The sequence below is a fragment of the Bradyrhizobium sp. CIAT3101 genome (assembly GCF_029714945.1).
In the GTDB taxonomy this organism is placed as follows: domain Bacteria; phylum Pseudomonadota; class Alphaproteobacteria; order Rhizobiales; family Xanthobacteraceae; genus Bradyrhizobium.
This window is the reverse complement of the sequence record NZ_CP121634.1, coordinates 896738-919217: the sequence shown is the minus strand read 5'-3', so window position 1 is coordinate 919217 and position 22480 is coordinate 896738. Positions and strand designations below refer to the sequence as shown.

Below are 22480 nucleotides of genomic sequence, written 5' to 3'. Positions count from 1 at the left end.
ACGTCGCCCCCAAACAAAAATGGCCCGCATCAAGCGGGCCATTTTCGTATCGGAACCGGTCATTCCGAATTTGGTTGCGGGGATAGGATTTGAACCTATGACCTTCAGGTTATGAGCCTGACGAGCTACCGGGCTGCTCCACCCCGCGTTAAACCGTTGCTTTGCCTCTGCGAAAAGGCCGGGGACGGTGGATTGAGGGCCGACGCTGTTCGCGTGGCTGCTTCTCCCGTCCCGAAGGCTTCCCTGGAAGGCAATCCCGGGGCAAAGCCCGTCGGGTGCGAGGGGTATGTACCAACCCGAACCGCCTTTGGAAAGGGCCGCCGGGACGTTTTTTTCGACTTTATGACAGGTTGCGGGCGCGGATTCCCGCCGATTTGCCACGGACTTGCCAGAAGTTCCACAAACCGCCAGCTTGCGGCATCAAAACAGAGGGCGAAACGCCGATTTGGGGAGGACCGCCTTGAACAACACGTTCGATCACCCCCTGGCGAGCGCCCCGCTGGCCGCGCTCAACGACAGCTTCCAGGCCATGGCGGCGCGATCCCGCGCCGAGCCGGCGCCTGATTGCGCCGCGCGGCTCGACCGGCTGGCGCGGTTGCGCGCCGTGGTCGCGGACAATGAAGAGCGGTTCCGGAAGGCGATCTCGGCCGATTTCGGCCACCGCTCGGCGGTCGAGACCAATATCGCCGAGACGATGCTGGTGTTCTCCGAGATCCGGCATGCGACAAAACATTTGAAGACCTGGATGGCGCCGCAGCGCGTCGCAACCGCACTGCAATTCCTGCCCGCGCGCAACCGGCTGATGCCGCAGCCGCTCGGCGTGATCGGCATCATCGCGCCGTGGAATTATCCGCTGCAGCTGACGCTCGCGCCGGCGATCGGCGCGATTGCCGCCGGCAACCGCGTCATCATCAAGCCGAGCGAGCTCGTGCCGCACTTTTCCGCGCTATTGAGGGAGACGGTGGCCGAGAGGTTCGATGCGACAGAGTTACTCGTCACCGGGGTCGAGGACGAGATCGCAAAAGCCTTCGCACACCTGCCGTTCGATCACCTCGTCTTCACCGGCTCGACCCGGGTCGGGCGGCTGGTGGCGGAAGCCGCGGGGCGCAATCTCACGCCTGTCACGCTCGAGCTCGGCGGCAAGTCGCCGGCGATCATCGATGCGTCGGCCGATCTCGACGAAGCGGCCGAACGCATCGCCTACGGCAAGCTGCTCAATGCCGGACAGACCTGCATCGCGCCCGACTATGTGCTGGTGCCGGAGGGCGCGCTGCAGGCCTTCGCTGAAAAGGTCCGCGCGCAGATGCGGCGCATGTTCGGCACCGATCCCGCCAACAAGGACTACACCTCCATCATCTCCGATCGGCATTATGCGCGGCTCGAAGCGCTGGTCGCGGATGCGGCGCAACGCGGCGCAAAGATCCTGCAACCGGCGAAGGCGGACGATCCGAACTGGAAGGCGCACCGCAAATTCCCGCCGACGCTGATCGTCGGGGCCACCGAAGGGATGGCGGCGATGCAGGAGGAGATCTTCGGCCCCGTGCTGCCGGTGCTTGGCATTCGCGCGTCCGCAGACGCTATCACCTTCATCAACCGCCGCGACCGGCCGCTGGCGCTGTACTGGTTCGGCAGGGATCGCGACGCGCGCGACGAGGTGCTGGCGCGCACCGTCTCCGGCGGCGTCACCATCAACGACTGCCTGTTTCACTTCGCGCAAGCCAACCAGCCGATGGGCGGCGTCGGCCCATCCGGCACCGGCGCCTATCACGGCGAATGGGGTTTTCGCACGTTCAGCAAGCTGAAGCCGGTGTTCTATCGCTCGAAATTCAACCGCCTCGCCGATCTTTATCCGCCCTATGGCGGCAAGATCGCGCGGCTGGAGAAGATGATGCGGTTCATGTCGTAGGCATCCATCATTGCGAGCGAAACAAAAGCAGGACCCTCACCCTGAGGAGCGCGCCAGCGGCGCGCGTCTCGAAGGGCGAGGCCACAGACCGGGCCTTCATCCTTCGAGACGCGCGTTCCGCGCTCCTCAGGATGAGGAACTCATAAATAACGAAGAATGCAGGGGGAAACATCAGTGACTGACACATTCGACTTCATCGTCGTGGGCGCGGGCTCCGGCGGTTGCGCGGTGGCGGGGCGGCTGTCGGAGGATGCGGCGACGTCCGTGGCACTGCTCGATGCCGGCGGTACGAACGACAATTGGCGGATCACCACGCCGTTCGGGCTCGCCCTGCCATACAAGGCGGCCAACTGGGCCTTCGATACCGTGCCGCAGAAGGGATTGAACGGCCGTATCGGCTATCAACCGCGCGGCAAGGGCCTCGGCGGCTCCTCGGCGATCAACGCCATGGTCTACATCCGCGGCCACAAATGGGACTACGACCATTGGGCCGCGCTCGGCAATGAAGGCTGGTCGTACGCCGACGTGCTGCCCTATTTCAAGCGTTCGGAGAACAACAGCGATTTCGACGGCGAATATCATGGCAAGGGCGGCCCGCTGCACGTCAACAGGCTGCGCTCGGACAATCCGATCCATGACGTGTTTCATCAGGCCGCGCGCGAGGCGCAGTTCCGCATCCGCGACGACTTCAACGGCGACGATCACGAAGGGCTCGGCAGCTACCAGGTGACGCAGCACAAGGGCGAGCGCTGGAGCGCGGCGCGCGCCTATCTGCAGCCCCACATCGACAAGCGGGCCAATCTGCGCGTCGAGACCGGGGCCCATGCCACGAAAATCCTGTTCGAGGGCGGGCGCGCGGTCGGCATCGAATATGTGCAGGGCAAGCAGACGAAACAGCTGCGCGCCCGCCGCGAGGTGATCCTTGCCGGCGGCGCGTTCCAGTCACCGCAGCTCTTGATGCTGTCGGGCATCGGCGATGGCGAGGCGCTTGGCAAGCACGGCATCAACGTCACGCATCATCTGCCGGGCGTCGGGCGCAATCTGCAGGACCATCCGGATTTCGTGTTCGTCTACGCCTCGGACTACCCGCACTTCGTTCACGCCTCGATCAGTCGGGTGCCATCCCTGCTCCGCGCCATCCAGCGCTATCGCAAGGAGCGACGCGGGCTGATGACCAGCAATTTCGCCGAGTGTGGCGGCTTCCTGAAAACCCGCCCCGACCTCGATGTGCCGGACATTCAGCTGCATTTCGTCATCGCGATGCTCGACGACCACGGCCGCAAGAAGCACAAGGAGGCAGGCTTTTCATGCCATGTCTGCCTGCTCCGGCCGAAGAGCCGTGGCAGCGTCTGGCTGAAGAGCGCGGACCCGCTCGCCGCTCCAATGATCGATCCGAACTTCCTGGGGGAGGACGAGGACCTCGAGGCGATGGTCGCGGGCTTCAAGACAACGCGACGGCTGATGGAGACGCCCGCGCTGCGCGCGCTGCAGAAGAAGGACATGTTCACGTCCAGCGTGACGACCGACGACGACATCCGCAACATTTTGCGCAATCGCGTCGACACCGTCTATCACCCGGTCGGCACCTGCAAGATGGGCACCGATGCGACGGCCGTGGTCGATCCGAAGCTGAAGGTGCACGGCGTGGACGGTCTGCGCATCGTCGATGCTTCGATCATGCCGACGCTGGTCGGCGGCAACACCAATGCGCCGACCATCATGATCGGGGAGAAGGCGGCGGACATGATCAGGGCGGAGGTGCGGTTGAGTTAGCGGCGTTATCTCCACATCGTCGTCCCGGCGAAGGCCGGGACCCATACTCTCGAGGCGTCGTGATGCGCCGAACTGGTAACCACGAGTCATCGCCAAACTGCTGCTTGTGGTTATGGGTCCCGGCCTTCGCCGGGACGACAGCGGAGTATCTGTCACCGATTGAGGCAATAGTGTTTGATGATGCTTTCTTTACCGACGTCGAATAGTCCTGAATCGACACAATCCCGAGTTGCTGGAGCGAAAGAATACCGACGATTTTAGCGATCTGAAACCGGAACGATCGGTTCAGCGTTCATTCGTTCCACGGCAGGGTTTCGCTCATGAACAGCTTCGATCTCGCGGTCTATGCCGCGCTCGCCATCGCGATCGGCTTCGGCTTCAAGACCGGTCTGCTGCGCAGCGCCATGACCATCCTCGCCTATCTCCTCGCCGCCCCCATCGCGGTCTCGCTGATGCCGATGATCGCGCCGCAGATCACCGGCAATCCGAATGCGCCGCTGGTCCAGAACTGGATCTGGTTCTTCGGCATCTTTCTGGTGGTCGGCATGCTGCTCGGATATATCGGCCGCTTCGTGCTGGACGACACGATCCGCGAGGCCGGGATCGGCGACCGGCTCGGCGGCGCCGCGCTCGGCGCCATCAGGGTCGGCCTCGTCGCCACCACGCTGGTGCTGGTGTTCGACCAGATCGTCCCGGCCAACCACCAGCCGCCCTTCCTTGCCGGGTCGCAGCTGCGGCCGCTGTTCTCGGCGGTCGGGCAGATGGGCTTCAAGTCGCTGCCGCCGGAGGCCGCGGCCGCGATCGACCGGCTCAAGCAGGAGCGGCGTATCTAGGGCGCATTTGCATCGCCACGGCGACCGCCATGCATTTTGACGCGGCTCCATCCCTTATCAGCGGCATCACTCTTGGCTAGAGTGCGCCCCGTCCAAAAACCTGCCTGCTATTTTCGGGAGTGAAACTGTGGATCTTGGGATCAAAGGTCGCCGCGCCATCGTCTGCGCATCCAGCAAGGGCCTGGGGCGCGCTTGCGCCATCTCGCTGGCCGAAGCCGGCGTTGACGTCACGCTGACCGCGCGCGGCGCCGACGCGCTGAAGAAGACGGCCGACGACATCCGCAAGGCCTATCCGGGTGTGAAGGTCACCGAGATCGTCGGCGACATCACCACGCCCGCGGGCCGCGAGGCCGTGCTCAAGGCCTGCCCCGAGCCGGACATTCTCATCAACAATGCCGGCGGCCCGCCGCCCGGCGATTTCCGCAACTGGACCCGCGACGACTGGATCAAGGCGATCGACGCCAACATGCTCACGCCGATCGAGCTGATCAAGTCGACGGTCGACGGCATGATGGCGCGCAAGTTCGGCCGCATCGTCAACATCACCTCGGCCGCGGTGAAGGCGCCGATCGACATCCTCGGCCTCTCCAACGGCGCGCGCGCCGGCCTCACCGGCTTCATCGCCGGCCTGTCGCGCAAGACCGTGATCAACAACGTCACCATCAACGGCCTCTTGCCGGGCCCGTTCGAGACCGACCGCCTGACCGGCACCGCGAAGGCCGAGGCCGACAAGCGCGGCACGACGCCCGAGCAGATTTTGGCCGAGCGCGCCAAACTCAACCCGGCCGGCCGTTTCGGCCAGCCCGACGAGTTCGGCTATGCCTGCGCCTTCCTGTGCGGCGCCAAGGCCGGCTTCATCACCGGCCAGAACATTTTGCTCGACGGCGGCGCTTTCCCCGGCACGCTGTGAGAGCGGTCTGGTACGAGCAGACAGGGCCGGCAGTCGACGTTCTCACCTATGGTGAGATGGCGACGCCGGTCGCGGGCCCAGGCGAAGTCCGCATTCGCCTGGAAGCCTCCGGCATCAATCCGGCCGATGTCGGCAGGCGCGGCGGTTCTTATCGCGCGATGGAATTCTCGCGCGTGATTCCGAACAGCGACGGCGCCGGCTTCGTCGACCAGATCGGCGACGGCGTGACACGCTTCAAGGTCGGCGACCGGGTCTGGCTGTTCAACGGCCAGCGCAACGGCCGCGCCTTCGGCACCGCGGCGGAATACATCGCGCTTGCCGAGCAACTGGTGACGCCGCTGCCGGACACTCTCTCTTTCGCGGAAGGCGCCACGCTCGGCATCCCCGCGATGACCGCGTGGTGCAGCCTGTTTGCGGATGGGCCGATCGTCGGCAAGACCGTTCTGGTCACCGGCGGCGCCGGCGCGGTCGGGCACTATGCGGTGCAACTGGCAAAGTGGGGCGGCGCGCAGGTGATCGCGACCGTCAGCTCGGCGATGAAGGGCGAGCAGGCCCGGCGTGCGGGCGCCGATCTCGTGGTCAACTACAAGGACGAGGACGTCGTTGCGAAGGCGATGGCCTTTACCGGCGGGCGCGGCGTCGACCGCGTCGTCGATGTCGATTTCGGCGGCAACATCGCCACCACGCTGAAACTGATGGCGATCAATTCCACCATCGCGGTCTACGCCACCAACGGCAACCGCACGCCGGTTGTCCCGATGCGCGAGTTGATGGAGAAGTGCATCGTGCTACGCGCACTGGTGTTGTTCGCGCTGCCGCCGGCGCTGCTCGCGGCGGCGCAGGCCGACATTTCAAAATGGCTGGCGGCCGGGCCGCGGCTTCACAACGTCGCGTCCCAGTTCGCGCTGTCGGATACGGCGCAGGCCCATCTGGCCGTCGAGAGGGGCGACAAGCTCGGCACCGTGATCGTCGACTGCGCGCGGTGAGAGTCGAGTGCGCTCCCTCTCCCGCTTGCGGGAGAGGGTGTCTCCGCAAAGGGACAATCCCTAAGAGGAGAGAGCCCCCACCCGGCGCTGCGCGCCGACCTCCCCCGCAAGCGGGAGAGGTTGCACCGAGACTGCCGCTCGATTCTTTTAAATCAACGCTCGCTACGACACGGGCGTCGTCCGCTCGTCGCTCCAGTCGATGCCGAGCTCATCCATACCGTCGGCCAGGAGATCGCCGAGCATCGGCTCTCCCAGCAGATATTGCACCGTCTCGCGCCGGGGAGCCTTGTATTCGCTGCGCGCTTCCACGGCCCGCTCGCGCAGATCGTCCCATTCGTCCACATCGCCATCGCCGCGGCCGAGCCACATCAGCGTGACGAGGTCGAGCTGCTCGTCCTCGTTCAGCGCCCGGATGAAGCCGGAAAGCTCCGCTGCGACCGGATCGGAATTGCTGTCCTCGAGCACATCAATCTCGTCGTCGTCGGACGGATTAGAGCCCGAGTCCGGATCTGAGGCCGCTTCCTTGACGTCGAATTCGCGGGCCTTCTCGATGATGAAGGCGACCTTGTCGGCGGAAATCGCAAGCTCTGGCATGGGCTCCCCCTGCTGGTCGTTTGGCTGGTTCCAGCCTCCCCGGATAACGCAACATCACGACAGATGATCCATTGCGTTCGACGGTGGAAGACCGCATCTTTCGCGAAAGCAAGAAAATGAGGGCACGCCCGATGCAGTGGCAGGTCGGCAACGTCAAGATCACAAAGCTCGTCGAAATGGAGACGGTCGGCTCGACCCGCTTCATCCTGCCGGCCGCAACCAACGACGAAATCCGGAAACTGCCCTGGCTGATCCCGCATTTCGCCACCGAGGAAGGTCGGCTGAAAATGTCGATCCATTCGCTGGTGGTGGAGACGCCGTCGCGCCGCATCCTGGTCGATACCGGGCTCGGCAACGACAAGCAGGGCCGCGGCGTCCCGGTCTGGAATAACCGCGACACGCCATTCCTCGAGATCATGGCGGCGGCGGGCTTTCCCCCGGACAGCATCGACACCGTGCTGTGCACCCATCTTCACGTCGATCACGTCGGCTGGAACACACGGCTAGTCGGGGGCAAATGGGTGCCGACCTTCCCCGGCGCGCGCTATCTGTTCGGCAAGACCGAATATGAATATTGGCGTGACTATTCGGCCGAGCCGGACAAGGTCGCGGTGTTCAACGATTCCGTGAAGCCGGTCGTCGATGCGGGCCTGGTCGACTTGATCCCGAGCGACCACCGGCTCTGCGAGGAGATCAGCGTGATCCCGACCCCCGGCCACAGCCCCGGGCACATGAGCGTCCTGATCGAGTCCGCCGGTGAGCGGGGGCTGCTCAGCGGCGATGTGGCCCATCATCCCTGCCAGATGGCGCATCTCGACTGGTGCTCCGTCGTCGACAGCGATCCCGCCCAGTCAGCGGCGAGCCGGCACACGATATTCTCGCGCTTTGCCGACACTCCGACCCTGGTGATCGGCGGACATTTCTCGGCCGGGCACATCAAGCGGGACGGCGACGCGTTCAGGTTCGAGGCGCTGGGATCGTAGGATTCGTAGGGTGGGTTAGCGAAGCGTAACCCACCTCTTCTGTTTCTGTGGAGGCAGATGTGGTGGGTTACGCCTACGGCTAACCCACCCTACAATGAAGGGCTGCAATGCACCCCTTTTCCGCGGTTGAATTTCCCGCCGCGCTGTTCCATGAAGCTATTCAACCGATCAGTCCATCCCAAGGGAGAAACCAGAATGAAGCTTGTTCGTTACGGCGAAAAGGGTGCGGAAAAGCCCGGCCTGATCGACAAATCCGGCCAGTTGCGCGACCTGTCGGCGCATGTGAAGGATTTCACCGGCGAGGCCTATTCGCCGGAGTCCCTGAAGAAGCTGGCGGCGATCGATCCCGCCTCGCTGCCTGCCGTGTCCGGCAAGCCGCGGTTCGGCGCGCCCGTTACCGGCATCTCGAAATTCGTCGCGATCGGCCTCAATTACAGCGACCACGCCAAGGAGACCGGCGCCGCCATTCCGACCGAGCCGATCATCTTCATGAAGGCCAACACCTCGCTGTCCGGCCCGAACGACAAGGTCGAGAAGCCGCGCGGCTCGACCAAGCTCGACTGGGAAGTCGAGATCGCCGCGATCATCGGTACCCAGGCAAAATACATCTCGGAAGCCGATGCCCTGAACTACGTCGCCGGCTATTGCGTCTGCAACGATGTCTCCGAGCGCGCCTTCCAGACCGAGCGCCTGGGTCAGTGGACCAAGGGCAAGTCGCACGACACGTTCGGCCCGGTCGGCCCCTGGCTCGCCACCAAGGACGAGATCAAGGACGTGCAGAACCTGTCGATGTGGCTCGACGTCAACGGTCAGCGCCGCCAGACCGGCTCGACCAAGACCATGATCTTCTCGATGGCCAAGTGCATCTCCTACGTCTCGCAGTTCATGACGCTGCTGCCGGGCGACATCATCACCACCGGCACCCCGCCCGGCGTCGGCCTCGGCATGAAGCCGCCGACCTTCCTCAATGTCGGCGACGTCGTCACGCTCGGCATCGAAGGCCTCGGCGAGCAGCGCCAGGAGATCGTCGCGGCGTAAGTCGCCGTCCTCCGCCCTCATCCTGAGGAGCGCGCAACGCGCGCGTCTCGAAGGATGTGCCAGGAAAAAAGTCGCCCGACGTTCGCGCCGGGTGACGAGCGAAGATACCTCGTTGTCCATCCTTCGAGACGCGCGCCAAGAGGCGCGCTCCTCAGGATGAGGACCGTCTGTCTCGATAGAGGACATCCCATGAAACTCTCCTTCTCCGCCGCCTCGCCCTTTGCCCGCAAGGTGCGCATCGCAGCGATCGAGCTCGGGCTGATCGACAAGATCGAATTCACGCCGGCGACCGTCGCGCCGGGCACGGTGAACGAGGACTATTCGAAGATCACGCCGCTGAAGAAGCTGCCGGTGCTCATCACCAATGACGGCGACGTCATCCTGGATTCCTACGTCATCGTCGAATATCTCAACGAGATGGCCGGCGGCAATTTGATCCCGTCTTACGGCCCGCGGCGCTGGAAGGCCAAGACCAATCATTCGCTGATCAACGGCATGCTCGATTCCATGCTGCTGTGCCGCTACGAGAAGATGGTACGGCCGCAGGGCCTGCAATGGCAGGCATGGTCCGACGACCACTGGAACCGGGCCTGGACCGGCATGGCGCGCTTCGAGAACATGCCCGATGTGCTGAACGGCCCGTTCGACATCTCGCAGATCGGCCTCGTTTGCGTGCTCGGCTATGCCGACTTCCGCTTCGCCGATTGCGGCTGGCGCAAGGCCTATCCGAAACTCGACGCGTTCCATCAGAAGATGCTGGAGCGGCCCTCGGTGAAGATTTCGGTGCCGCCAGCGGCGTAGCGACAGTGCCGGGAGAATGACGATGCGCGATCAATTCTCCCGGTTCACTGGTCTCAGCGCGGGTCTTGTGCTCGCACTTTCCATCTCAGCCACCACCCTGCGGGCCGAGAGCACGCCGCCCGGACAACAAGGCCAGGCCTGCGGAGCGCCGTCATCGATCGACGATGGCTGGGAGATCGCCTCGCCCGACACTGTCGGCATGGACGGCGCGAAGCTGTGCACCATCGCCGCGCGGCTCGCGCAGCGGTCAACCGCGGTCCATTCGGTCGTCGTCGTCAGGCATGGCAAGCTCGTCTTCGAGCAATATTTTCCCGGCTACGACCAGCCCTGGGGACAGCCCGACGGCCAGTACGAGTTCACCGCCACGACGAAGCACGACATGCGCTCGGCATCCAAGAGCGTGACCTCGCTGCTGATCGGAATCGCGATCGACCGCAAGCTCATCGCAGGCGTCGATGAGCCCGTCCTGAAATTCTTTCCTGATTATGCGGCGGTGAAGCAGGAGGGATGGGACGCCATCACGCTGCGCCATCTGCTGACGATGTCATCCGGCTTCAAATGGGACGAGGCGCGAGCCTGGACCGACCCCAAAAACGACGAGCCGCATCTCGTCGTCGAGCCGGATCCGCTCGGCTATGTGTTGTCGCGACCGATCGCAGCACCGCCCGATACGTTGTGGACCTATAGTGGTGGCAGCACGGAGCTGCTCGGCAATATCATCGAGCGCACCTCGAAGACATCGCTGGAGGCGTTCGCGCGCGAGGCACTGTTCCAGCCGCTCGGCATCAGCGATGTCGAATGGAAGGCCTACAAGAACGGCAAGATCGCAGCGGCCGCGGGCCTGCGCTTGCGGCCGCGCGATGCGGCGAAGATCGGCCAGCTCGTGCTCAATCGTGGCCTGTGGAACGGCCAGCAAATCGTCTCGGCCGACTGGATCGCACAATCGATCACGCCGCGTTTCCAGGCCGTCGGCTATTTCGGCAGCACGCAATTCTATGGTTATCAATGGTGGATGGGTCGCTCGTTCGCCGGCGACAAAGAGATCAAATGGGTTGCTGCCTTCGGCTGGGGCGGTCAGCGCATCTTCGTTGTGCCCGAGCTTGATCTCGTCATGATGACCACTGCTGCGCAATACGGCCAGCCCAAGGAGGGCGTGGCCGCGATCGACATCCTCTCCAATATCGTCATTCCATCCGTGCGCGACGTGCACTGATCACAAAGGAAGCGAGCATGAGCCTGAAATATTCGGTCGGCGATCTCACCATCCAGCGCGTCATCGAGCAGGAAGCCCCTTTCTTCCCCGCTCTGGACTTCTTGCCGGGCCTGACACCGGAGGTGCTGGCCGAGAACCGCTCATGGATGCGAGAGGCCAAGGCACTCGACGATCAGGACGTCCTGATCCTGTGCTTCCAGTCCTATGTAATCAAGACGCCACACCACACCATTCTGGTTGACAGCTGCGTCGGCAACGACAAGCCCCGCCCACAGCGGCCGGCGTGGCACATGAAGACCGACGACACCTATATGCGCGCGCTCAATGCCGCCGGTGTCGCCGTCGATGACATCGACTTCGTGATGTGCACGCATCTGCATGTCGATCACGTCGGCTGGAACACGCGGCTGGAGAACGGCCGCTGGGTGCCCACTTTCCCCAAGGCACGCTACGTGTTCGCCAAGCAGGAATACGACCACTGGTTCGCAGAGAATGCGAAGGCGGAGATCCCACCCTTCGCCGACAGCGTGCTGCCAGTGGTCGAGGCCAAGCGGCACGAGCTCGTCAGCAACGATCACCAGATCGGCGATCACGTCCGCATCGTGCCGACGCCGGGCCACACGCCCGGCCATATCGCGATCGCGATGGGACGCGGCAAGGACGATGCCGTGTTCTCCGGCGACCTCATGCATTCGCCGCTGCAGACGCTCTATCCGGAGCTGTCGATCAAGTTCGACGCCGATCCGGCCAAGGCGGCCACGACGCGGCGCAGCTTCCTGGAACGCTATTGCGACACCGACACGCTGTGCTGCACGGCGCATTTTCCGTCACCATCGGTGGGGAAGATCAAGCGCATGGGCAACGCGTTCGTGTGTGCGGCGGTTTGATCTAGCCGAGATGCCGTAGGGTGGGCAAAGCGTAGCGTGCCCACGTTTCTGTTGCCGTACTGGATAGACGTGGGCACGGCGCTTTGCGCCTTTTGCCCACCCTACGGTACTGCCCGAGTGGAGAGAATCAATGAGCACACTCCCCGACATTCCTCTCCCCGCCGGCATCCGATCGCGATACGTCGACGGCATCAACGGCTTGCGCATGCATGTGCTCGAAGCCGGCTTCGAGACCAGGGGCCGTCCCTGTATCCTGCTGCTGCACGGGTTTCCCGAGCTCGCCTTCTCCTGGCGCAAGGTGATGCCGACGCTGGCCGCCGCCGGCTATCACGTGCTCGCACCCGACCAGCGCGGCTATGGCCGCACCACCGGCTGGACCGCCGATTACGACGGCGATCTCATCCCGTTCTCTCTTCTCAACCTCGCGCGCGACGCGCTCGCTTTGGTGTCGGCGTTCGGCTACCGGCAGGTGGACCTCGCCGGACACGATTTCGGCAGCCCGGTCGCAGCGTGGTGCGCGCTGATCCGGCCCGACGTGTTTCGCTCGGTGACGTTGATGAGCGCGCCGTTCGGCGGGGCGCCCCCGCTGCCGTTCAATACGGCCGATGGTCCGGCGAAGACTGCGGTCGAGGATCCCGTCCATCGCGAACTCGCCGCGCTGCCGCGCCCGCGCATCCATTATCAATGGTACTACGCGACGCGCGCCGCCAACGCCGACATGCAGCACGCGCCGCAAGGCGTGCATGATTTCCTGCGGGCCTATTATCATCACAAGAGCGCGGACTGGATCGACAACAAGCCTTATCCGCTGAAGTCGTGGTCTGCAGGCGAGCTCGCAAAGCTGCCGACTTATTACGTAATGGACCTCGGCGAGACCATGGCCGAAACGGTCGCGATGGAGATGCCCTCGCCGGCTGCGATCGCCGCCAATCGATGGCTGCCGGACAGCGAGCTCGCTTACTACAGCGCCGAATATGGCCGCACCGGATTCCAGGGCGGCCTGCAATGGTATCGCTACGGCACGACGGGCATGCTCAACAGCGAGATGCAGCTGTTCTCGGGCCGCAGCATCGACGTGCCCTCGTGCTTCATCTCGGGCAAGCAGGATTGGGGCACTTATCAACGCCCCGGCGTGTTCGAGGCGATGCAGGGACGCGGCTGCACGAGGATGCTCGGCTGTCATCTCGTCGACGGTGCCGGCCATTGGGTGCAGCAGGAGCAGCCCGCCGAGGTCAGCCGGCTGCTGCTGGACTTCCTGGAAAAGGCCCGCACCGCGTGATTTGACCCGGGAACCACGGCGTCCTATATAGTTTAGAATTATTCTAAACTAGTGAGACAGGGCCGTCGTGAAGAATTTTGCCGATCTGACCGAGCGCGAGGTGCTTGCGGTCGCGATCTCCTCCGAGGAGGAGGACAGCCGCATCTATATGAGCTTCGCCGAGGACTTGCGGGAACGTTATCCGGATACGGCGAAGATCTTCGAGGAGATGGCCGAAGAAGAGCGCGGCCATCGGCACCGCCTGCTGCAACTCTATGAAGAGCGTTTCGGTCCGCATCTGCCGCCGATCCGGCGCGAGGACGTCAAAGGCTTCCTGCGCCGGCGCCCGATCTGGCTGACCAAGAACCTGCCGCTCGACACGATCCGCAAGGAGGTCGAGACCATGGAGCTCGAGGCCGAGCGCTTCTACGCGCGCGCCGCCGAACAGGCCGAGGATGTCGGCGTACGCCGCCTGCTCGGCGACCTTGCCGAAGAAGAGAAGCACCATGAGAACCGCGCGGTCGCGCTCACCGACGAGATCTTGAAGCCCGACGTGCGCGCGGAAGAAGACCGCACGCGGCGGCGGATGTTCGTGCTGCAATATGTGCAGCCGGGCCTCGCCGGCCTGATGGACGGCTCGGTCTCGACGCTGGCGCCGCTGTTCGCGGCGGCCTTCGCCACGCACCAGAATTGGCAGACGTTTCTGGTCGGCCTCGCCGCTTCGATCGGCGCCGGAATCAGCATGGGATTTGCGGAAGCGCTATCCGACGACGGCTCCCTCACCGGGCGCGGCTCACCCTGGCTGCGCGGCATCACCTGCGGCGCGATGACGACACTCGGCGGGCTTGGACACACCATGCCCTATCTCGTGCCCGATCACTGGGCCAACGCGTTTTGGATCGCGACGGGAATCGCCGGCATCGTCGTGTTCTTCGAGCTCTGGGCGATCGCCTTCATCCGCGCACGCTACATGGACACACCGTTCCTGCAGGCCGTATTCCAGATCGTGCTCGGCGGCGCCATCGTGCTGGCGGTGGGGATCTTGATCGGGGCGGCCTGAGGCATTCCGCACCACGGCATGGCAATCGCGATCAAACGGCGGTTGCGGCCTTCCGGCAAACTGCGCATCATCCCCCAGGTGAAGCGCAGGAGCATGTCGTGGCGAAATCGGAATGGAGTTACAAGAGCGCGGTCGAACTGTCGGCCGCTTTGGCAGCGAAGAAAGTCTCAGCTGTCGAGCTCACGCAGGACGCGATCGACCGCATCGAGCGTCACGACGGCAAGGTCAACGCGATCTGCGTGCGAGACTTCGATCGCGCGCTGAGCGCCGCGCGTGATGCGGATGCCGCATTGGCCCGCGGCGAGCGCAAGCCGCTGCTCGGCCTACCGATGACGGTGAAGGAATCCTACAACATCGCCGGCCTGCCGACGACGTGGGGGAATCCAGCGCAAAAGGATTTCATTGCCAAGGAAGATTCGCTGCCGGTCACGCGGGTCAAGGACGCCGGCACCGTCGTGCTCGGCAAGACCAACGTGCCGGTCGCGCTCGCCGACTGGCAGAGCTACAACGACATCTACGGCACCACCAACAATCCCTACGATCTCGGCCGCACCCCGGGCGGTTCATCCGGCGGCTCGTCGGCGGCGCTCGCCGCGGGCTACGGTCCGCTCTCGCTCGGCTCGGATATCGGAGGCTCGCTGCGCGTGCCCGCGTTTCATTGCGGTGTCTACGCACACAAGCCGACCTTCGATCTGTTGCCCTCTCGCGGCCACACGGCGCCGCCGGCCCCGTCGCTAGCCTATGAGCGCGATCTCGCCGTGATCGGCCCGATGGCGCGCAGCGCCGGCGATCTATCCTTGCTGCTCGACGTCATGGCCGGGCCGGACCCAATCGACAACGGCAAGGCCTACAGGCTCGAGCTGCCGCCTGCGCGTCACGGCGCGCTAAAGGATTTCCGCGTCCTCGTGATCGATACCGATCCGGTGCTGCCGACCGACACCGCGGTGCGCGGCAGCATCAACACGCTCGCCGACAATCTCGCCAAGGCGGGCGTCAGAATCGAGCGCAGCAGTCCGCTGCTGCCGGATTTCGCGGCGTCCTCGCGCCTCTATATGCGGATGCTGCTGTCGTTTCTTGCCGCCAGCTTCCCGAGCGAATTCTACGCAGGCGCGGTCGCCGCGGCCGCCACCCTGCCGGCCGGCAACAACAGCCTGCAGGCCGAACGCCTTCGCGGCATCGCGCTCAGCCATCGCGACTGGGTGACCGCGACCGTCGGCCGGACACGGTTGCGCGCACAATGGCGCGAGCTGTTCACATCCTTCGATGCAGTGATCTGCCCGATCATGCCGACACCAGCCTATCCGCACGATCATTCGCCGGATCAGGAGCAGCGCCGTATCGTGATCGATGGCAAGGAGCACGTCTATACCGACCAGCTCGCCTGGCCCGGCATCGCCACGCTTCCCGGCCTGCCCTCGACCGCAATCCCGACCGGCTTCGCGCCGGACGGCCTGCCGATCGGCGTCCAGATCGTCGGCCCGTGGCTGGAGGACCGCACGCCCTTGAGGCTGGCCGAACTGATCGAACGCGAGTTCGGCGGGTTCGTGCCGCCGAAGATGTTTGACGACTAGACGAGAACCTCATCCTGAGGAGACCGCGAAGCGGTCGTCTCGAAGGATGGCCACAGGACAGATCGGGGCCTTCATGGTTCGAGACGGCGCGCCTCCTCACCATGAGGGTCGAATCGGGAGAGACGCATCATGAGCCAGGACCTCGAACAGCTCACCGCACTCAACCGCGACTACGTCGCCTCCGTGCAGAACTGCGACGTCAAACGCTTCGACGAGATTTTGGCGCCGGAATTTTACTGCTCCAATCCCGACAAGTCGCTGGTCGACCGCGCCGCCTTCCTGGAGCAGACCGCGCGGCCGACCGCGATCCGCAATCTGCACGCCTTCGACGTCATCATCCGCATCATGGGCGACTTCGCCATCATCCACGCGGCGACGAGCTACACCACCGCGGATGGTCAGCAGGCGACCGGGCGCTATACGGACTGCTGGACGAAGAAGAACGGCACGTGGCTGGCGGTGTCGGCGCACGTGTCACGGTGAGTTGATGCAGGCCATCCCCACACTCCGCAGTCATGCCCCGGCTTGACCGGGGCATCCAGTACACCGCGGCGGCAATAGTTCGTTCACGCAACTTCCGCCGCAGAGCACTGGATCGCCCGCCTTCGCGGGCGATGACACCGTCCTAGACGTCAACTATCAAACACGATCACGCTCCGCAGCGTCTTGCCGGCTTTCATGTTGGCAAAACCCTCGTTGATCTCGCTGAGCTTCAGCTTGGCCGAGATCCAGTCTTCCAGGTGCAGCCGGCCGCGCAGGTAGAAGTCGACCAGGCGCGGCATGTCGACACGGAAATGGTTGGAGCCCATCGACGAGCCCTGGATCCGACGCTCGCGCAAGAAATCGAAACCGTGCAGCTCGATCTTCTGGCCGAACGGGATCATGCCGACGATAGTCGCGGTGCCGCCGGAGGCGAGCATGCCGAAGGCTTGCTCGGCGGTTTCCTTGCGGCCGAGCACCTCGAAGGAATGCTGCACGCCGCCATTGGTGAGGTCTCGCACCTGCTTCACCACGTCGCCGTCGGCGGGATTGATGATGTCGGTCGCACCGAGCTTGGTCGCGAGCTGGAGTTTTGCGGGATTGGTGTCGATGGCAATGATCCGCCCGGCACCGGCGATCTGCGCGCCGTTGATCGCGGCCATGCCGACACCGCCGCAGCCGATCACCGCCACGGTCTCGCCCGCGGTCACCTTCGCGGTGTTCACCACCGCGCCATAGCCGGTGATGACGCCGCAGCCGATCAGCGCGGCGAGATCAAGCGGCATCTCTTTGCGAATTTTGACGATCGCGTTCTCGTGCACCAGCATCTGCTCGGCAAAGGACGAGAGGTTGAGGAACTGATGCAGCTTCTCCGACCTGTTCCACTGCATCCGGTCCGAGGCGCCCGGCAGCATCTTCACCGTGGTGTCGGTGCAGAGCACGGTGCGGCCCGTGGTGCAATTGTCGCAGGTGCCGCAGAACACGGACAGACAGGTCACGACGTGATCGCCCGGTTTCACATAGGTCACGTCAGAGCCGACCTGCTCGACAACACCGGCGGACTCGTGCCCGAGCACCGCGGGCAGCGGATGCGGGTAGAGGCCTTCCATGAAGTGCAGATCGGAGTGGCAGAGCCCGGCGACGGACGTGCGGATCAGCACTTCGCGCGGCCCGGGCTTCGGCAGGCTGACATCCTCGATGACCAGCGGCTTGTTGACTTCATAAAGGACGGCGGCCTTCATCGAGCACTCCCTATGGCTTTTTTTGCTTGATCGTGCCGAGCAGCCTACGCTGCCAGAACCAGTTCGCCAACCTCGCTCATGGAGGCCACGCGGTCGCCGAGCAGAAGCGCTGCGATTTTCGCTTGCGTGGCATTTTCCGTCAGCCGGAACGGATCGCTCGGCGCAACGCGATGGTCGATCACCAGCCGCGACAGCAGCAGCCGGCGCGCGTCGCCGCGCATGTCGTGGATGCGATGCGCCTCCCAGGCGAGCGCAACGGCGCTTGCGACGTGATAGAGCAGGCTCGTGGCACGGCGCGCATCGGCCTCGTTCTCCGACTTGCCTGCGACCTCGCGCGCGAAGCCGACGGCACGATCGACGAAGCCGCGCAAATTGTCGCGCCAGGCCTGCGGCACGGAGCCGCTGTCGTCGAGGCGGGCGTGCAGATCGGCGGCAAGCGCGGACTCGGCACCATGGCGGCCAACCGCGCGCCGGAGCGCATCGATCGCGACGATGTTGCCGGTGCCCTCCCAGACCGAGCCGAGATGGGCATCGCGCAGCAGGCGCGGCGTCGCGAATTCCTCGATGTAGCCGATGCCGCCGCGCATCTCGAGCGCATCGCCGCAGACTTTTCGCGCATCGCGCGTCGCGCGGAATTTCAGCGTCGGCGTCAGGATGCGCAGCAACGCCGCCGCATCCTGGCTGCCGGCCTCCGCACGATCGAGCGCATCGGCGGTGAGAAAGCTCATCGACAGCGCCTGCTCGACCGGCAGCATGATCTTCAGCATCTGCCGTCGCCCGAGCGGCAGGTCGATGATGCGGTTGCCGAACACGACGCGGTTCTTCGCCACCGTCATCGCGTCGTGATAGGCGCGGCGCATCAGCGCGGTCGATTTCACGCCGTTGGAGAGACGCGACGAGTTCACCATCTCGGCCATCTGCACGAAGCCGCGGTCGAGCTTGCCGACCGCGTACGCAATCGCGCCCTCGAGCTTGATCTCGCCCGAGGCCATCGAGCGGGTGCCGAGCTTGTCCTTGAGGCGCACGATCCGGTAGTGGTTCTGCGAGCCGTCGTCGAGGAAGCGCGGCATCAGGAACAGGCCGACGCCGCGCGTGCCGGGACCGGCACCTTCGGGGCGCGCCAGCAGCATCACCACTTTCGCATCGGCATTCGAGCAGAACCACTTTTCGCCATGAAGGCGCCAATGGTCACCCTCCTGCACCGCGCGCGTGGTCAGCGTGCCGACATCGGAGCCGCCTTCCTTCTCGGTCATGAACTGGCCGCCCTGGGTCAGCTTGCTCATGTCGGTCGAGGTCAGGCCGTCCAGATACTTCGCCTTCAGCGCCTCGCTGCCGAAATTCGCCAGCAATTTTGCGCAGCCGTCGGTGACGTTGATCGGGCAGCCCATACCGAATTCGGTCTGGTTGAACAAGAACGTAAAGGCGTGCTTGGCCACCACGGGATATTTGTCCGGCCAGCCCATGATGCCCTTGCGGATCGAGAGCGCGTGGATACCGAACTCGCCGAAAGCGGCGTTCTCCAACTCGCGATAAGCGGGGTGATATTCGATCCACTGCACGTCGCGACCGAACTTGTCGCGCTGATGAAGTACCGGCGTATGCCGGTCGGCGAGCCGCGCGCAGTCGTCGAGACGGCCGCCGGCAAGTTCACCGAGACGATCGAGATGCGGCTCGATGTGGCGGAATAGCTTCTCCGGCAGATGGATGCGCAAGAGGTCCGTCAGCGCCTGATCGGCGCGGTAGAAATTCATGCCTGACGTATCGGGCGCCAACAGGCCCGACTGCTCCGCCGCGACATTTTTTGGCTGCGCTGTGGCCGGCTTGTGCATGATCGTCCTCTTCGTTTCCGCCCAACGGCAATTCTTATTGCTTGCCGCTTGAGATGATGTCGATCATGCTCCCATCGCGAGAGGCGATAAAGCCGCAAATTGTCAGGGAGGCATGATCGCCGTGAAGGAGCAATTCGCTCTGCGGAATTGTGATCAGCTGGCCTTAGGTCGTGGCTGGTTGTCCGCGCAGCGGATGCCTAGATCAACGGTTTCCCGTCCCCGAAAGATCACGCCAGAGACCACATCATGGAACATCCGAAATACAAGATCGCCCTCATCGTCGGCGCCGGCGAAGGCCTGAGCGCTTCGCTGGCACGGCTGCTGTCCGCGCAGGGCATCCGTGTTGCCCTTGCCGCGCGAAAGATCGAGAAGCTGGGTGCGCTCTGCAGCCAGACCGGCGCGAAGGCCTATGCCTGCAACGCCACCGAGCCTGAGGAGGTCGAGCGCCTGTTCGGCCTGGTCGAGCGTGAGATCGGCACGCCGGACCTCGTCGTCTACAATGCCAGCGGCCGCGCGCGCGGGCCGTTCGTCGACCTGGTCCCGGCTGATGTTGCCAACGCGATTGCGGTCAGCGCCTATGGCGGCTTCCTGGTGGCGCAGCAGGCGGCCAAGCGCATGGTGCCGAACCAGCACGGCGCGATCCTGTTCACCGGCGCATCGGCCAGCGTCAAGGGCTACGCGCAATCCGCGCCATTCGCGATGGGCAAGTTCGCACTGCGCGGGCTGGCGCAGAGCATGGCGCGCGAATTGTCGCCGCAAGGCATCCATGTCGCGCATTTCGTCATCGACGGCGGCATCCGCGGCGCGGCGCGGACGGAGCCTGCGGACAAGCCGGATTCGATGCTCGATCCCGACGCGATCGCGGAGAGCTACTGGAACGTCTTGCAACAGCCGCGCAGTGCCTGGAGCTGGGAGCTCGAGCTGCGGCCCTGGGTGGAGAAGTTTTGAGGCAAGACTGCCGTAGGGTGGGCAAAGGCGCAAAGCGCCGTGCCCACCATCCCAAATACGGAAAGACAACGTGGGCACGCTTCGCTTTGCCCACCCTACGAGAGCGGGGAGAAACAATGTCCACCGAAACCACCATCGACACCGGCACCAATGAGCTCCTCTGCGTCATCCGCGACCGCGTCGCCGTGATCACGCTGAACCGGCCGGAGGCGCGCAATTCGCTGTCGGATACGCTGACGCCGGCGCTGCGCACGATGATCCGGACCTGCGGCGAGAACCGCGATGTCGGCGCGCTCCTGATCACCGGCGCGGGCGAAGCGTTCTGCGCCGGCGGCAACGTCAAGGGCATGGGCGCGCATCGCGATCCCAAAAAGCTGGAGATGTCGCTGGAAGATCGCGTCGCCGATCTGCAGGAGCGGCAGCGGCTGCTCACCGGCGCGCTGGTCTCGGTGCGCAAGCCGACCATCGCCGCCCTGCCCGGCCCTGCGGTCGGCGCCGGGCTTGCGCTCGCCATGGCCTGCGACATCCGCATCGCCGCACAATCGGCCTTCGTCGCCACCGGCTATGCCCGTATCGCGCTCTCCGGCGACTACGGCATCGCCTGGCTGCTGACGCGCCTCGTCGGCACCGCGCGGGCGCGCGAGCTGCTTTTCACCGGCGATCGCGTCGATGCCGTCCGAGCGGAGACCATCGGCCTCGTCAATCGCGTCGTGCCCGATGACAAGCTTCAGGCCGAGGCCTTCGCCCTGGCCAAGTCGCTCGCCGAAGGCCCGCGCCTGGCGCTGCGTTACATGAAGGACAATCTCGACGAAGCCCTGCTGTTCGATTTCGAGACGGCCCGCGACCACGAGGCCGAACGGCTGGTCCGCCTGACCACGACCGCCGATCACAAGGAAGCCGTGCAGGCCTTCATCGAGAAGCGCAAGGCGGTGTTCACGGGGAAGTAGCGGCTGCGCGGCCAAGACCATCAGATCATTCCATAGGGTAGATACCCCCTTTTTTGGGAGAGCCACATGGACTGGTCTGAGGTGGTGCGGAAAGCCGTCATCCTGGCGGAGAAGACCGGCTACGTCACTTTCGATCAACTGAACGAGTTGTTGCCGTCGGCCAAGGTGGAACCGAAAGACATCGAGGCGATCCTGACCGCTTTGAGCGAGCGGGGTATCTGGATTGCCGAGGAATAGGCCGGCACCGTCATCTCCTCGATTGGGCCGCGCCGGCCTCGCCCCGCGCAAAATCCACGAACGCCCGTAGCGCGGCCGGCAACTGGCGGCGGCTCGGGTAGTAGAGGAAGAAGCCGGGATAGGCCGGGCACCAGTCGGCGAGCACGCGGACCAGCTTGCGCCTGGCGAGCAGCGATTCGACCTGGGCCTCGAACACATAGGCGAGACCAGCCCCGTCGAGCGCGGCATCGACCATCAAATCCTGGTCGTTCATCGTCAGCGGCCCGGTGACGTCGATGGCGAGCTCGATGCCGCCGCGCTCGAACTCCCAGTGATAGAGCGCGCCGGAGGTGAAGCGGTAACGGATGCAGGGCAGGCCTTTCAGGTCGCGCGGCGTGGTGGGCGGCTTGTGCGACTTGAAGAAAGCGGGCGAGCCGACCACGGCAAAACGATGCCGCGGGCCGATCGGGACCGCGATCATGTCGGCGGCGATGGTTTCGCCAAAGCGCACGCCGGCATCGAAGCCGGCCGCGACCATGTCGATCAGGGCGTCGTTGATGACGATCTCGACGCCGACGTCGGGGAACGCTTTCAGGAAACGCGTCACGATCGGCAGCAGCACGAGCTGTGCCGACTGGCGCGCGGCGGTGAAGCGCAGCGTGCCGGCGGGCTTGCCGCGGAAATTGTTGAGGTCCTCCAGCGCATCGTCGATGTCGCGGAAGGCGGGCGTGATGCGCGCAAACAGCCGCTCGCCGGCTTCCGTCAGCGCCACGCTGCGGGTGGTGCGGTTGACGAGCCGCAAGCCCAGTCGTTCCTCGATATTGCGCAAGCCATGCGACAGCGCCGACGGTGTGACGCCAAGCTCGGTCGCCGCCGCGCGAAAGCTGCGATGGCGGGCAATGGCGAGGAAGGTCGCGAGGTCGGATGGGTCGATCCGCATTGATGAATTTTTCTCAGGAGCTTGCGAAATATATAGCTGATTATCTCAGTTATGGCGAGCCGCTAC

Annotated in this window: 21 protein-coding genes and 1 tRNA gene; 17 read left to right on the top strand and 5 right to left on the bottom strand. The window is 64.5% G+C overall.

Features of this window, described 5'->3' with window-relative positions:
- Positions 1–71 precede the first annotated feature (71 nt).
- Positions 72–148: transfer RNA gene (locus QA645_RS04135), tRNA-Met, on the bottom strand.
- Between the two features lie 381 nt (positions 149–529).
- Here QA645_RS04135 and QA645_RS04130 point away from each other — a divergent pair.
- The 5 genes from QA645_RS04130 (at position 530) to QA645_RS04110 (ending at position 6408) form a co-directional block, all read left to right on the top strand.
- Positions 530–1906: a coniferyl aldehyde dehydrogenase gene (locus QA645_RS04130; RefSeq protein ID WP_283053654.1), complete on the top strand. Its 1377-nt coding sequence runs from the start codon at positions 530–532 to the stop codon at positions 1904–1906.
- A 174-nt stretch (positions 1907–2080) separates the two neighbouring features.
- The gene (locus QA645_RS04125) at positions 2081–3679 is read left to right on the top strand and encodes a choline dehydrogenase (protein WP_283048358.1); all 1599 of its coding nucleotides are present in this window, start codon (positions 2081–2083) and stop codon (positions 3677–3679) included.
- Between the two features lie 320 nt (positions 3680–3999).
- Positions 4000–4512: a CvpA family protein gene (locus QA645_RS04120; protein WP_283048356.1), complete on the top strand. Its 513-nt coding sequence runs from the start codon at positions 4000–4002 to the stop codon at positions 4510–4512.
- Positions 4513–4639: 127 nt separating this feature from the next.
- Positions 4640–5422 (top strand): SDR family oxidoreductase, encoded by a 783-nt coding sequence (locus QA645_RS04115; protein WP_254134770.1) that lies wholly within the window; start codon positions 4640–4642, stop codon positions 5420–5422.
- Positions 5419–6408 carry an NADPH:quinone reductase gene (locus tag QA645_RS04110; RefSeq protein WP_283048353.1) on the top strand — a complete coding sequence of 330 codons (990 nt, stop codon included), beginning with the start codon at positions 5419–5421 and terminating at the stop codon, positions 6406–6408. Before QA645_RS04115 ends, QA645_RS04110 begins: the two co-directional genes overlap by 4 nt.
- A 162-nt stretch (positions 6409–6570) precedes the next feature.
- Here QA645_RS04110 and QA645_RS04105 read toward each other — a convergent pair whose 3' ends face one another.
- Complete coding sequence (locus QA645_RS04105) at positions 6571–7002, bottom strand: DUF3775 domain-containing protein (RefSeq protein WP_283048352.1); 432 nt, start codon at positions 7000–7002, stop codon at positions 6571–6573.
- Between the two features lie 131 nt (positions 7003–7133).
- Here QA645_RS04105 and QA645_RS04100 point away from each other — a divergent pair, with 131 nt between their 5' ends.
- The 9 genes from QA645_RS04100 (at position 7134) to QA645_RS04060 (ending at position 16296) form a co-directional block, all read left to right on the top strand.
- The gene (locus QA645_RS04100) at positions 7134–7985 is read left to right on the top strand and encodes an MBL fold metallo-hydrolase (RefSeq protein WP_283048351.1); all 852 of its coding nucleotides are present in this window, start codon (positions 7134–7136) and stop codon (positions 7983–7985) included.
- A 195-nt stretch (positions 7986–8180) separates the two neighbouring features.
- Entirely contained in the window at positions 8181–9023 is an 843-nt protein-coding gene (locus tag QA645_RS04095; protein ID WP_283048349.1) for a fumarylacetoacetate hydrolase family protein, read from the top strand.
- Between the two features lie 189 nt (positions 9024–9212).
- Complete coding sequence (locus QA645_RS04090; protein ID WP_254195856.1) at positions 9213–9824, top strand: glutathione S-transferase family protein; 612 nt, start codon at positions 9213–9215, stop codon at positions 9822–9824.
- A gap of 22 nt (positions 9825–9846) precedes the next feature.
- Entirely contained in the window at positions 9847–11037 is a 1191-nt protein-coding gene (locus tag QA645_RS04085) for a serine hydrolase (RefSeq protein ID WP_283048346.1), read from the top strand.
- A 17-nt stretch (positions 11038–11054) separates the two neighbouring features.
- Positions 11055–11924, top strand: a complete 870-nt coding sequence (locus tag QA645_RS04080; RefSeq protein ID WP_283048345.1) for an MBL fold metallo-hydrolase — start codon at positions 11055–11057, stop codon at positions 11922–11924.
- Positions 11925–12054: 130 nt separating this feature from the next.
- Entirely contained in the window at positions 12055–13203 is a 1149-nt protein-coding gene (locus QA645_RS04075; RefSeq protein ID WP_283048343.1) for an alpha/beta hydrolase, read from the top strand.
- A 67-nt stretch (positions 13204–13270) separates the two neighbouring features.
- Entirely contained in the window at positions 13271–14242 is a 972-nt protein-coding gene (gene mbfA, locus QA645_RS04070; protein ID WP_254134778.1) for an iron exporter MbfA, read from the top strand.
- 98 nt (positions 14243–14340) lie between these two features.
- Positions 14341–15813 (top strand): amidase, encoded by a 1473-nt coding sequence (locus tag QA645_RS04065; protein ID WP_283048341.1) that lies wholly within the window; start codon positions 14341–14343, stop codon positions 15811–15813.
- A gap of 129 nt (positions 15814–15942) precedes the next feature.
- A complete protein-coding gene (locus QA645_RS04060) occupies positions 15943–16296 on the top strand; it encodes a nuclear transport factor 2 family protein (protein ID WP_283048339.1) in 354 nt (117 codons plus the stop codon).
- Between the two features lie 149 nt (positions 16297–16445).
- Here the strand turns inward: QA645_RS04060 and QA645_RS04055 are convergent, their stop codons facing one another.
- Both QA645_RS04055 and QA645_RS04050 read right to left on the bottom strand, forming a co-directional pair.
- Positions 16446–17534 (bottom strand): Zn-dependent alcohol dehydrogenase, encoded by a 1089-nt coding sequence (locus QA645_RS04055; protein ID WP_254195859.1) that lies wholly within the window; start codon positions 17532–17534, stop codon positions 16446–16448.
- 44 nt (positions 17535–17578) lie between these two features.
- Entirely contained in the window at positions 17579–19363 is a 1785-nt protein-coding gene (locus QA645_RS04050) for an acyl-CoA dehydrogenase family protein (protein WP_283048336.1), read from the bottom strand.
- A gap of 246 nt (positions 19364–19609) precedes the next feature.
- Between QA645_RS04050 and QA645_RS04045 the strand changes: the two genes are divergently transcribed.
- From QA645_RS04045 to QA645_RS04035, 3 genes are all read left to right on the top strand, one after another.
- Positions 19610–20311 (top strand): SDR family NAD(P)-dependent oxidoreductase, encoded by a 702-nt coding sequence (locus QA645_RS04045; RefSeq protein WP_283048335.1) that lies wholly within the window; start codon positions 19610–19612, stop codon positions 20309–20311.
- Positions 20312–20427: 116 nt separating this feature from the next.
- Complete coding sequence (locus tag QA645_RS04040) at positions 20428–21258, top strand: enoyl-CoA hydratase (RefSeq protein WP_283048334.1); 831 nt, start codon at positions 20428–20430, stop codon at positions 21256–21258.
- 66 nt (positions 21259–21324) lie between these two features.
- The gene (locus QA645_RS04035) at positions 21325–21495 is read left to right on the top strand and encodes an RNA polymerase sigma factor region1.1 domain-containing protein (protein ID WP_254134785.1); all 171 of its coding nucleotides are present in this window, start codon (positions 21325–21327) and stop codon (positions 21493–21495) included.
- A 10-nt stretch (positions 21496–21505) separates the two neighbouring features.
- On the opposite strand, the gene QA645_RS04030 is transcribed toward QA645_RS04035, so the two are convergent.
- Positions 21506–22414: a LysR family transcriptional regulator gene (locus QA645_RS04030; protein WP_283048332.1), complete on the bottom strand. Its 909-nt coding sequence runs from the start codon at positions 22412–22414 to the stop codon at positions 21506–21508.
- Positions 22415–22480: the final 66 nt, after the last annotated feature.